Genomic DNA, 12628 nt, shown 5'->3' on the forward strand with positions numbered 1-12628 from the left:
TTTTTCAAGAAGGCTTATGCCATTCTCGTCTACTTTCCGCCAAATCTGATAGTAGAAATAAACTGTTTTCCAGTTTGGAAAATCACTAGGTAGATTACACCATTGGCAGCCTGTGGTAAGAACGTATAGCACACAGCAGAATACCTCGTACAAATCAACTGTGCGTGGACACGTCCTTTTTCGTGCGTTTTCCAAATTTTCTCGAATGAGTCTAGGTTGTGTCTAAAAACTGTTGTTCATTGTGTTAATCGAAAAATGGTAGCGATATATACAAAGGCTAACAAAGAAGATGTCAGCTTATCATACCGTGTTGCGATTCTACGGAAATGCTTGATTTTTATTGAAAAAACACTCCACTAAATGGCGTTCTTTATATAAATACCGGTTCTGTTGCAAAGTTTTTGGAGCTGAGTTAGACTGTAGAAAAAATGAGATGAGGAGTATAACATATGGGATATTTTAAAGGAAAACAATTCGAGAGAGACATTATCTTGGTAGCTGTCGGCTATTATTGTCGTTTTTCTTTAAGCTATCGTGAGGTTGCTGGAATCTTGAAAGAACGTGGCATATTCGTTTATCCTACGACCATCATGAACTCTACGCTTTCTTATTTTCTCCTTAATATATTTTATGTTACGTATGCCTAAACGAATCGAAGCGAATATAAGATAAATCATTAATATGACGTAGACTGCTATCCAACTCATATACATAAAGGTACCTTGAAATCCATTTTCAGTAAGCAAATTAGTGACCCACATTCCACCGAAGTAAGCTGGGATTGTAAGCAAACTTACATCTTTAGGATCCTTCGCAAGAGAAATCATCAAAAATAGAAAAGCAAGCGCGCCCATTGTACTAACATTTTCGACAATGACCTACTTTATAATTAAAATGTATCAATATTTCAGTATTTTACTCACATACTGTCTCTATATCCCTGATTATTCTTTGTTCTTTCTGCTGTCATATAGTGACTTCCCTGCCATTATGAGAAATATAATGAATATAGTTATATAAAAGTTATCGAAAACTAGGAAATATGTGCCAACTACAAGCATAAATGCTAAAAATAAATATGCCAATTCTTCTCACCTTACCATACCCAAAAATATTCATACTTTTATGTTCCATACTTCTTATTTAGAGTTCTAGAGCCTGTCTACCTACTTAAAAAATTCTCTCTTACTTTCAATATATCAAAATTAGCAGTAGCAAAGAGAAATTAGGTGAGAGAATACCTAATTTTAAAAGGACAATAGGTTCAACTGTTAATCAGTGAAATATGAGCCCCCTCCAACGACAGAACCAATTGTAGATACTGATGTATCTACTCCAAGTGCAACCCCTACTTTACTAGCTGTCACTAAACTTAACTACTCAATAAACCAAATCAAAATGATTTCAAATTATTTTTCGCGCGAATAAAACCTTATTTAATTATGTAAAAAATACATAATTAAATAAGGTTTTTATATTGAAATTTCACATCAGCATATCCGCAAATGAAGTCCCCACATTATTCTTTCTTTTCATATGTTTCTCTAAATAGATTTTTGTTGTTTGGATATTTTCGTGACCTAGTGTTTGCATTAAATGATATAGATCCGCATTTCCTTGTTCAACTGCCATGATTGCAAATGCATGACGGAATGTATGTGCCGTTACAGGATTTTCACGATACTTTAAGAAATCTAAATTTGTCTTTTTTATCATGTCTGTTACCTGATTTGATAAAGTTTTCGGATTATAAAAATTCCCTCTTTGATTTACGAATAAAGGACATTCATCTCCCCGATCTAATATCGTTTGGAATCCTCTTCTCCGTCTCATTTCGCTAATACATTGGAATAAATGCTCAGGAATGAAAAGTTCGCGTACTTTATCCCCTTTTCCTGTGACTTTTAACCAATACTTTCCGTCATAATGTAAGTCTTTCACTCTCGCAGTGCACAATTCCTGAATTCTTGCACCGGTACTTGCTAGAGCTAGTAAAATTGTATAGTTTACTAAATGCCCTTGTTCTTTATAAACCCCTAAAATTTTCATCACTTCATCATAGGATAGGTCCCGATTTGGCCGATCCTGTTCATTTACATTCGCGTGCTGCAGTTCTTCATGAAGAGGTCTTTCAATATAAGCAAATACATGAAGATGTTTTAAAAAAGAACGTATAAGTACGGATTTTTTTGCAAGTGTTGCGACTGCGTACGTATCCCCATTTCTACCGTTCTCTACCTGCTTCAACCAAGCATTATATTTACGAATATGCCAGGGCTGTAATGTTTTTAATAATGAGTCATTTTGCTGAACCTCTTTCCCATTCAATTCGAATTCCTCTGCATGCTGCACCATGCACTGACAAAATGATAAGATTTCGGAAACATAACTCTTTTTCGTATCCTCTTTTCTATTCTTCTTCTCATCCATATCTTTTTGTAAATGTACGAAATGATAAATGACTTCCAGGTCACTTAAATACGTATATTTACTCTTTACCTCTTTTTCTGCAACCTCCATCTTCTCTTCCAACTTATCTACATAACGACTATCATGCAGGAATGGAACCATATCTCTTATATTTTCTACATATCTATCTATATCTTCACTTTGATTCGTTATTATAGGTAAGTTCTCTTTTTTATTTTGTTTATCCATATTTCAAATTCACCTCTACTATTAAAGATTATGAATATAATTCTTTTTATTAACCCTTCCTATCATTTTATTTTACTTCTATACATTATACAAATGATAATTCATATTCTTTACGTAAGAATCCTACATTCTTCTCCATTATCCTATACTTATATTTTTTTATAAATTATTAGTAAATAGATGTAATTTAATAGTTAATACCTTATATTTTAAATAACTATTACAAAGAAAATAAATCAAAAATTACATTAAGATATAAATTAAGTTTAAAATTCTATTAAATTAGAAGTATTTATAATAACTTTAATAAATTCTATTTCTCATTTTAAATGTATCTCATATTCTGATATGATATATACATATCTAAAATACTAGTAAACAATAGTTATGGAGGTGTCCTTTCATGACACAAGATTTATTGTTCATTACAAAACCTACTGTAACGACAAAAGAGGCAGCCGACTTATTAGGAGTAACGGTACAAACAATTTTAAAGAAAGAAAAACATGGATTAATAGAATGTGTATATAAAGATAACTGGAAGCAATTCGGTAGTAAGATTTTCTATTTAGAGGATATTGAACGTTTAAAAAATATCGAAGAGATTGAGGGTTATAGTACAAAAGAAGCAGCTGAGATTCTGAATGTAGCACCATCTACTGTCTTTACATATATCAAATCTGGAAAACTACCTGCTTCAAAGATTGAAAAGCGCGGAAAAGAAGTATATATCATCGATAAAGATGACCTTGAAACTTTTCAACTTACTTATGAAAAAACTACCTCAAAAGAGCGAAAAACATTCATTGCTAAGATTCAGGACGAAGATATATATTTGTATCAATTATTAACACATCAACATACCGGAAAAATAGCGAGAGTAATAGAAATCAATGGAGCAGACGGCAAGATTCTTACAGAGGACGAAGAAATTTTTCCTCTATCCACTTATAAAGAACATGATTACTCCTTTGAATCTTTCCGTAAGCAAGCTGTAATTACAAAACGAGGGTATTTATCTTTTTCATTTAAAAAACCTCAGCTATTTAACTCCATTACTTATAATCTAATAAATTTATTTTATAAAGAGCTAGGTGTCACAAATATGCGATTGAGTATTTCATCTGATACTATTAAATTAGAAATTAAACCTTTCGTATTACAAGTTGATCCATTACAGTTTCAAGAAGAGATTAAATACTTACATTCTCATATGAAATCAGGTACAATCCTTCCACATGTAGAAGGAGTTTACTTTAAAAGTAATGTAGAGCCATTAACTTTTCATGCGGATTATGCATTCAAACAAAAAGTAGTGCAAATGGCCACACAGGCTGGTATGGGACAGGAAGAATTCTTATTGCAAGCTGTAAAATCTTATATAAGCGATTTAGAATAATGATAAATATTTATATAGAAAAGAGCTCACTTTTATTTTATAAAATTGAGCTCTTTTCTAATTTACCCCCCCTTATACTTTTATTGAAGCTATTAAGCGAATTATACATATGTTTATTTAGCGTGAAATAACTCTCCGTTATACTTAATGGACAAAAAATCCCCATCAGAATTCGGTACTTTAAACTCCCATATTTCAAAATAGGACGACTGTGGTGGTTTTATTAATCTCCGCTTGTATTCACCCAACATAAAATCCATATATTTTATGTCACTTTTCAATTGAGGTAAATCTCTAAAAATAATATTTACTTCTGTTAAAGTCTCCTTAAATATATATCTTCAATCGTTAGTTGCACATAATTAGAAGTTATAATAGGAGCATTCTCATCCTTAACAAAAGAAATCATTTTCTTACTTTATATCTCAATTATTTGTTTTCACTAATATCACTTGAGCTTCTGGCTAAATTAACACCTTTTATTCTCAGCTTGCGTATAAAAATAATTTGTAGATGTAAACTAATATCAAGTTTATATTAATTTACATTGGAGGAAAGTTTATGCCAGGTGATAGTCAAAATCCAAATTCAGGTGAAATCAATTGGGACGCTGTCGTTCAAGCAGGTGCGGAAGCACTCGCTAGTTATGTTGGAGGTCAAATAGGCGCGATAGCAGTAGCTGCAGTTTTTGAAGCTAATAGAAGCTCCGAACCATCTTTTGAAAGAGTGATTGCAGATTTAAGAGAAAGTATTCGCCAAGATATAGAAAATACATTTATTCGTGAATATGCTGGAAGAGTAATTGGTTATGAACAAGACTTAGCAATTGCAATTAGAACAAATAATCAAGATACAGTCGATAGAATCCGTTCTGGCTCACTAGAGCTAATTAATATTTTACTTCAGTATAATACTTTTGGTATATTAATTAATTTAGTCCGCGTTGCTAATGTATTTCTATTGGCACTCGAAATACAAGCGAATATGACTAACAATCCAGAATATAAGCAAATACGTAGGGAAAAAGCAGCAGAATATAGCCCAAAAGTAAATGATATATTGACTCCATATGAAAGTACAATTAGAACTAGTTTTGATAGAGAGTGTTTAATTATAATTGATAATGCAAAAAATGCAGTATGTCATGACCAGTTTGGATTTACTTATAGACTAAGAACATTCTGCCAAGATAATTATACAGACTCATATGCCGCACAATTTGAAGAAAACAACTGCAAAACTTTCCCTTTTAACGGGATTAATAGCGGTGATTCAATGACCCTTGAGCATAGCTTTACTCCAAATGACAAGAGACAACATGATTCATTTGTACGATGCGAACATTTTAGAACGGAAGCCCAAAACAGGCGTAATCGAGCTCTTGAAATTATTTCCATACCGATCAGAGAAACAATATCTAAATGGAACCTAATTTCACAATAAAAAAGCACCTAAAAACTAGGTGTTTTTTTATTTATTATATTCATAATCCTCAGCAGACCATTAGTTTTGTTTAGATAAAAACAAAAAAACTAATCATAAATATACTAGAAAATTTGAAAAAACTTTACTCCAGAGGTACATTACAACATTCTTCTAAATTATAGTATAGTAAAGCATACTTAAAGGAGAAAAAAACATGATAAAACATTTACTCAGTTTCCTACTTGGAACATTTGTTATGATAATTGGTTACGTTTGTGTTATTCCCTACATCCTCGGAACCATTGATAGTAATGTAAGCTATATTACTCAAGACAAAAAGTATTTTAGTAAGCTATATGACTATGACATTAATCTTTGGATGATTGCAATGCTTATATTTTGCATTTTTACTGCGATTTCTGTTTTTATATTTAAGTTACCTAATTATAGTAGGGGCAAAAGCACCCAAATAAAAAAATATAGTCAAACAAATAAGCGAAAAAAAGCAAGGAGAAGGAGTCGTAAATAATTGTTTTATTATGTTAGGGTTTTTACTTCTAAAAATATCAGCGTATAATAACCGTGTTTTTACGTTGGTACCCCCTAATGTAAAATCGAAATAATGTCGTACCGTTTATAAAAATAGTTGAATCAAAATATTATTATTTCAGTTTTCCTACTTCCGCTAACAGGAAGTTTAGTTCAATAAACAATGTTATAATTTAAATCAATTAGGGGGAATAGATTTGAAAAAGAAAATTATTATTCTTTTATGCTTGTTAATTTTTAGTTTGTTAATAGCATATTATTTTTATCAAAATAATCAAAATGAAGAATTCGTTAGATGGGGCGATAGTATACATACTGTCGAAACTGAAAAATTAAAAGAGTATGATATCAAATACAAAATTGAAAACGATAAAGTTTATATTCAAAAAAGTTCTCTTAGAAAAGCAACATTTTGCTGTTCCTAATAAAAATATAGAGTTAAGTTATATTTCTAATGCATTTTTTCTTTAATAATCAGTACCTGCTATATAATCATTAAGTTAAACTTCTATAATGCTTTCAGTATGAAAACGTGATGTTTTTTTGGGGAACCAAGTTTATTTTTATCGTTCCGAGGTTATTTACTTTTATTAGCTTGATAGCGATGCGGAGGTACCCCATCGCTATCAAGCTAATATTTTATAGTACCCCCAAAACGAAAAAAAACGACTTTTTATTAAAGTTGCAAATAATTTTCGCTCTGAAGTATTCTTCTTCTTTTAATTGTTAGATGAGAAAGTTATGAACATCTTAACTTAATAACCTTTAATCCAGTAATTACGAGATCCACACAGATAACATTATCATGTATACTCAGGACGTAAAAGAACACTGCAAATTATCTCCTAAAGTGACAGACTTGATAAGAACTGACCAGTAAATATAAAGGGGTACCGAAACAATTATAGGTATGAGAGGATCATATAGGAAAATATTCAAATGGATACTAAGAATATAAACAAAAACCTATCTGTGGATAAGTTTTTATTTTTCCTTTTTATATTATTTATTAAAAGATACAATAATTATTGAGAATAGAAGTAACTCGTCAAAAATGGGGGAATGTATGATGAATAATCGTATTAGTTACAAAGAGTTTAAAAGCTATCCTGATTTCGAAAATCAAGAAGAAGCAGCTAAGTGGCTTAAAGAAAAGTATGGAGAAGACTTCTTCTTTTTAAGCAAGAGCATGGACGATGGGAAACCGTTGTATCATTACAATTACGTGCTTGATAGAGAAACATACGATAGAATGCAAGAGTGGAAGGAACGAAAAAAATCTGTACTTTTTCCGCCTTGGGCTCCTGAAACTAAAGGGTTCACTGACTCTTTCCAAGAAATTCTTATTTGGGATGATGGTAAAGTAGTAGTAATAGGTCCTAGTAATTAACAGCCTTCATTGGCTGTTTTTTGTGTAATTTTTACACAGAAAAATATATTCACAATTTGACAATATTCGTTGTGAAATTATGGTTATTATGCGATAATTTATATTGACTCAAAAAGTCTGTGAGAGCAGGAATACTGAAATCACTTTAAAGGAGGCAATCCAATGGCTGTAAGTTATCTACTTACGGATGTAAGCTTAGCCATGATTGTGAGGTGAAAATCAGTTGCTTAAACTCAAGTTTAAGAAGACTCCGGAAGGTGGCAAGGAGTTCGAATTCAATTTCGACTTCGCCCCATTGATGGGGACTCCTGTCATCGTCGAACTTATCCAGAAATTCCTGGGTATGTAAGACACAAAAAAGATGTAGATTATTCTACATCTCTTTTTTATTTTATAAGATTCTTAGTTTTATATCTCTTATACCAAATTAGTTAGCAACTTCAATAAAATCAAGATAGAAAAAATAAGGTAACACCCTTATTCTATCTTTACAATTTCTTTCGATAAATATTTAAAAGCTGTATCAAAATATTCCTTTTTCCCCCAAGTATCTGAATTCCCAATTACAACAAAATACTTTTTTGCTCTGCTTGCTGCAACGTTTAATAGATTTGGAGTGCCGGATGCCCAATCTAAGGGGCCTGTTCGCTGATCATCTACTCCTAAAACTAAAATAACTAATGGGGCTTCTTTTCCTTGGAAAGTATGAACCGTTCCGATTTCTATTTTTTTGTTTTCTACTGAATTTTTTTTTAACTGTTTTAACTTTTGAACCACACTTACAAAAGGTGAAATAATATAGCAATCTTTCCCTGGATTATTTTGTGTAAACTTATTGGCAATCTCAATTGCTTTTTTTCCTTGCTCTGAAATGTAATGATTTCCTGAACCTGTAGTTCTTCCTCCAATATTCAACCATTGACTCATGTACATTGGATCCTGTACCATATCTTTGTTCTTAGTCGCATGTAACATTTTGTCTTGGTATGTTGTTTTATTACATATCTCAAACATAGGGCTGTCACAACGTCTATGAACACGAAGCGGTGAGCCCAACCACTTTGTGTTATTTTTGGAGTCACTCATTGTTCCACCAAATTTGTTATTAAGATCAGCAAATTCTTGTACACTTACTTCACTTCTAGTTAAATGATGGAAAAATGAGCTTTCACTCGTAATTCCAGCACTTTCGTTTGCTATTAATTTGAGTTGATCATGACTCAACGTTACAACCGGAGGTATTTGTAATGGATCACCTACCCACCACAACATTTCTAGCACGCCAAATGGCTCCAATTGCAGATTGTGGTGTAGCTTGACCTGCCTCATCAATAAACAGCCAACCAATATCTTCCGTTTTCAAATCCCTTAAAAATCTTGAAACAGACGCAAATGTTGAAGAAATTATAGGTGTAAGTAGGAATATGGTATCAAACATTGCTTGAATGAATTCTTCCCTTTGCTTTTCATTAATTTGAGAATTAAGATTCGCTTTTTCTTTCCCACCTAAAAAATAAGCCCTTGCTAAAGTTAAATTTTTTTCTATTTTGTCCTGGTTTTCAATTAAGAAAGTACAATATTCATCCATCATTGTTTTGAATAGCTTACTTCGAACACAATTAATTCGATTTTCTTCATCATCACCATCAATATTAACAAATTGTTTTTGTGATGATTGCCACTTTTCGTCATCTATATCATCAAAGTCATCGTTTACTTGCGCGGTTTTAATCATACTTGATATCTGTTTTTCTAAACTATCAAAGGAATATTCAGCACTAGCATGTATATTACACAGATCATTAAGCTCATTTGAAATATTTTGAAAATACCCCTTTATATTTGATGTTTTCCCCATTGCGGCTGATATTTTCCCCCAGCGACTTTCAACCTTACTATATCCTAAAAACTTGTAATTGTTTTTCATTAAGTCCTCATCATTAGGCAAATCCATACTTATATTTTCAACAGCAGCATTATTATTTGATGTTACTAAAATACGGTATTCTTTAAGCTTTGAATGAAAAGAATAATAATAATCCTCTTGTCCCTCAGAAAATTGTATTTTTGTAAATAAATCCTGTGTTTCCTTTAAAAACTTTATTTTTTCAAAAATAATATTTGCAAACACATCTTTTAATAATGTAGTTTTACCAGTACCGGGAGGACCGTTTACAGAAAAAATAAAACCCTCTTTTTCCTTCGAATTTTCAATTATAAGATTTAAAGCTACCTGCTGCATAAGTCCTAGAGGAAAACCTGAAGGCCATCGCGTTTTTGGGATATTTCGTAAAATCCTTTTTATTTCACTAACACTCTTATTATCAAAAAAGTCTACTCTTTCTCCTGAATTTTTTAATGTTTCCCAGTTATCTAAGGCTAAATATGTCTTTAATGCTTTACCTATCTTTTCATGCTTAATGTTACATTTTACTTTCTCTAAATCTTCAATATAGAAACTATTTACTCCCACATATTCTTTGTATGTAAGTCGAATATTCTTTTCGTAATTCTTATCACTAGAAAATCGAAAAACTCCCTCTTTATCGAAGTGGCTATGTTTTATGTATGATTTCAATGTGCCTTGAATATTTCGAGAAAGTTCTAACCAGTTTTTATATCTAACATGTATAAATTTTATAGCCCTAGCCAATTCTATGTGTTCTTCAGACTCAGCAAACTCTAAATCATTACTTACCTTACTATAATTTCCACTTTCAATTACTGACGTTATTGTACTTATTAAATCCACCTCTAATTCCTTCAAACTTTTTCCAGGTCGGAGAAAATACTTAATTATAGGACTGACTACTACACTGGATTCTATCGTTGTATCCTTTAATGGCTTAAACATATGATCTAATTGAATATGAATAAGAAAACTATTGGGGAATCCTTGAAAATCAGTAAAACTTTTTTTCTTGTCAAATTCATTAGAAAAGTATCTTAGAACTTCTTCTTTTGCAACAGGTAAATAGAATAACGATGCTTTTGCATCCATTAAATACTTACCTTTTGCACTTTCTCTCTTTTTTTGTAGAAATATTTGCATATAATTTTGAGGTGAACCATTAGGCCTTATAAAGTCATAGTAATCAATAGTAGGTTCTCTATGAAAATAATTTTTAAAATTAAAAAGGCTTAATGATTCTTTATCACAATTCATAAAGTTAAAATGTTCTAGTTCAATAAAATAGTTCATTATTTTTGAGGCTAGTTCTTTATGGGTGTTATTCTTAATTTCTTTCTTTTTACTATTAAAAATTAAAGAAAATACTTTCTTTAAACCTCTCATTATTAATCTCCTTTGTTAAAAATATATTTCCACCTAAATTATACCAATTTTTTTGGAATATAGTCACATTATTTCTAATCCCCCCTATAAGGAGCTAACACTAGTTTTTTATTTGTAATAATTTCACAATCTATAGAGATGTGGTATTCTCCCTATAATGGGGTAGCACCAACAAAACGCGAATTTCGTACGCTAAGCAAATTTTCATAGAAAAAAGCCGTTCCCTCTACGTTTAGAGATAATCGGCTTTTTCTTTGTAAATCAAAACAGTAAAATCATCTGAAACCTATAAATATATATTATTACATAAAATATGATTCTTAGTATTCTATAATCAATTAATCCTCATCATACAAATTATCTACAGATTCTTGTAAGGAATCTAATAGATAGTCGCTGAAGTTTTCATAAGTAATGGCATACAGTTCCTTTGAAAAACGACTCCAAAAGACAACAGGACACTCGCCATCTTTCATTTGATTGGTATCTAAACATGTCACAGTACCATCGATATCATTTAAAACAATGTATTGTTCAGGAAGGTTATATGTTTCTCTATATAACTTGGTGTGGTAAACAACTGAAGAATCCGCAGCTGTTGTCTCACAACCATGGATATCCATACCATCCAGTCCCCCGCTACCATACAGTTTTAAAAACCAATGATAACTGTTTGGGAACGTAGTGTTTAGCATTTGTGCTGCTTCTCGAATTGTATCTTCATTTACCCCTCCCATAAAATCGCCATCTTTTTCATATGTGGAAATGATTGAAATAATCTTGTCATTCATCTATTTATTTCCCTTCTAAATGTTCTTTTGCTCTCATTTTCCAATAGTTATTTCTAAAATTATTATACTGTTTATATAGCTCTTTGTCGTTTCTAAAGCTTTCTCCTGATTCTACTAAACCATGTAATGCTTTAGTGAATTCATCATGTTTATTAGCTGGTATTTCAACCATTGCTCCAGGTTCTTTTTGCGTTAAATGATGTAACTCAATTTTGTGGTTATCTTTTGTAAAAGGTACCCCGCCTTCTAAAGCTAATTGAAGATTTGACTTTCCGCTTTTATTAACGGATGGTGGGGCGACGTAATCCCAATCTATATTTTTCATACGGTAAACCCTTCTACTAATATCTTTAGTTTGCCCAGCCACTTTAACAGTACCTGTCACTTCATGTGCTGCATATTTATCACCAAACTTATCTAACCAAGATAAATCTATCTTCGTGTTGGTAAATTTCTGTCTCTTGGTAACTTTACTTATCGAGCCTAAAAAAGCTACACCAGCTTTAATTTCTCCACCACCAAGTACGGCTAGCATATTTAATGCATAATCAGACGCTTGTAAATCAGCATCACTATTTAAATTTTTACCTGAAAGTAATTCAGCAAGAGAGACGAAATTACCTGTAACTGGCATAAAAGCAAGTATATTAGACATTGCTTCATCACGCTGTTGTTGACGTAATTTTTCTTCTGGTGAACTTGTAGGTACGATATTAGAGAAATCAAAATCTAAATGAATCGTTTTTAAATCTGACTGCAACTCTTTCGTCGGTGCATCAATTATACTATTAATCTCATTAATCGATACATCCATACCACTAATTGCCTTTTCTAATTCTTTTTGTATTTTATTTGTGGCATTTAGCATTTGTTGCATGCCTTCATTGGCCTGGTCAACTGCATTATTCATGCCTTGTAAACCTGAATTCGCTTGGTTAACTCCTTCAATCATTTGTTGCATACCTTCGTTAGCCTGTTTAATAGCATTATTCATGCCCTTCATAGCTGAATTCGTTCCATTAAGCGCTTCAATCATTTGTTGCATGCCTTCATTTGCTGAATTAATAGCTTCAATCATGCCTTTATTCGCTGAATTCGTTCCATTAAGTCCTTCAATCATT

The 12628-nt window shown here is 31.7% G+C and carries 9 protein-coding genes and 3 pseudogenes; 6 read left to right on the forward strand and 6 right to left on the reverse strand.

Features of this window, described 5'->3' with window-relative positions; all coding sequences use genetic code 11:
- The coding region (locus ATL10_RS29245) for a transposase (protein WP_142670031.1) at positions 1-207 on the reverse strand (207 nt) is incomplete at its 3' end.
- Positions 208-449: 242 nt separating this feature from the next.
- Between ATL10_RS29245 and ATL10_RS29255 the strand changes: the two are divergent.
- Positions 450-611 (forward strand): annotated as a pseudogene (locus ATL10_RS29255) (IS6 family transposase); the annotation flags it as partial.
- On the opposite strand, the pseudogene ATL10_RS32250 reads toward ATL10_RS29255, so the two are convergent.
- Both ATL10_RS32250 and ATL10_RS29265 read right to left on the reverse strand, forming a co-directional pair.
- Positions 597-854, reverse strand: a pseudogene (locus tag ATL10_RS32250) (hypothetical protein); the annotation flags it as partial. The pseudogenes ATL10_RS29255 and ATL10_RS32250 overlap by 15 nt on opposite strands.
- 631 nt (positions 855-1485) lie before the next feature.
- On the reverse strand, positions 1486-2658 hold the full coding sequence (locus ATL10_RS29265; protein ID WP_110498139.1) for a tyrosine-type recombinase/integrase: 1173 nt from the start codon (positions 2656-2658) through the stop codon (positions 1486-1488).
- Between the two features lie 403 nt (positions 2659-3061).
- Here ATL10_RS29265 and ATL10_RS29270 point away from each other — a divergent pair, with 403 nt between their 5' ends.
- The 5 genes from ATL10_RS29270 to ATL10_RS29290 all read left to right on the forward strand — a co-directional run bounded on the left by ATL10_RS29270 (position 3062) and on the right by ATL10_RS29290 (position 7421).
- Positions 3062-4057 (forward strand): helix-turn-helix domain-containing protein, encoded by a 996-nt coding sequence (locus ATL10_RS29270; protein ID WP_110498141.1) that lies wholly within the window; start codon positions 3062-3064, stop codon positions 4055-4057.
- Between the two features lie 561 nt (positions 4058-4618).
- Positions 4619-5500, forward strand: a complete 882-nt coding sequence (locus ATL10_RS29275) for a hypothetical protein (RefSeq protein WP_110498143.1) — start codon at positions 4619-4621, stop codon at positions 5498-5500.
- A 196-nt stretch (positions 5501-5696) separates the two neighbouring features.
- Positions 5697-6011: a hypothetical protein gene (locus ATL10_RS29280; protein ID WP_110498145.1), complete on the forward strand. Its 315-nt coding sequence runs from the start codon at positions 5697-5699 to the stop codon at positions 6009-6011.
- A 217-nt stretch (positions 6012-6228) separates the two neighbouring features.
- A complete protein-coding gene (locus ATL10_RS29285; RefSeq protein WP_110498147.1) occupies positions 6229-6456 on the forward strand; it encodes a hypothetical protein in 228 nt (75 codons plus the stop codon).
- 644 nt (positions 6457-7100) lie between these two features.
- Entirely contained in the window at positions 7101-7421 is a 321-nt protein-coding gene (locus ATL10_RS29290; RefSeq protein ID WP_110498148.1) for a hypothetical protein, read from the forward strand.
- A 477-nt stretch (positions 7422-7898) separates the two neighbouring features.
- Here the strand turns inward: ATL10_RS29290 and ATL10_RS29295 are convergent.
- The 3 genes and pseudogenes from ATL10_RS29295 to ATL10_RS29305 all read right to left on the reverse strand — a co-directional run.
- Positions 7899-10716 (reverse strand): annotated as a pseudogene (locus ATL10_RS29295) (AAA domain-containing protein).
- Between the two features lie 338 nt (positions 10717-11054).
- A complete protein-coding gene (locus ATL10_RS29300; RefSeq protein WP_000998210.1) occupies positions 11055-11507 on the reverse strand; it encodes an SMI1/KNR4 family protein in 453 nt (150 codons plus the stop codon).
- 4 nt (positions 11508-11511) lie between these two features.
- Positions 11512-12628: HNH/ENDO VII family nuclease (locus ATL10_RS29305; protein ID WP_276567463.1), on the reverse strand; the 1117-nt coding region annotated here is incomplete at its 5' end.

This window comes from Bacillus sp. 196mf, from assembly GCF_003217275.1.
In the GTDB taxonomy this organism is placed as follows: domain Bacteria; phylum Bacillota; class Bacilli; order Bacillales; family Bacillaceae_G; genus Bacillus_A; species Bacillus_A thuringiensis_S.

Excerpts from the sequence above, each read along its gene's own strand:
- ATL10_RS29265 (WP_110498139.1), bottom strand. The coding sequence starts at position 2,658 with ATGGATAAACAAAATAAAAAAGAGAACTTACCTATAATAACGAATCAA.
- ATL10_RS29270 (WP_110498141.1), top strand. The coding sequence starts at position 3,062 with ATGACACAAGATTTATTGTTCATTACAAAACCTACTGTAACGACAAAA.
- ATL10_RS29275 (WP_110498143.1), top strand. The coding sequence starts at position 4,619 with ATGCCAGGTGATAGTCAAAATCCAAATTCAGGTGAAATCAATTGGGAC.
- ATL10_RS29280 (WP_110498145.1), top strand. The coding sequence starts at position 5,697 with ATGATAAAACATTTACTCAGTTTCCTACTTGGAACATTTGTTATGATA.
- ATL10_RS29290 (WP_110498148.1), top strand. The coding sequence starts at position 7,101 with ATGAATAATCGTATTAGTTACAAAGAGTTTAAAAGCTATCCTGATTTC.
- ATL10_RS29300 (WP_000998210.1), bottom strand. The coding sequence starts at position 11,507 with ATGAATGACAAGATTATTTCAATCATTTCCACATATGAAAAAGATGGC.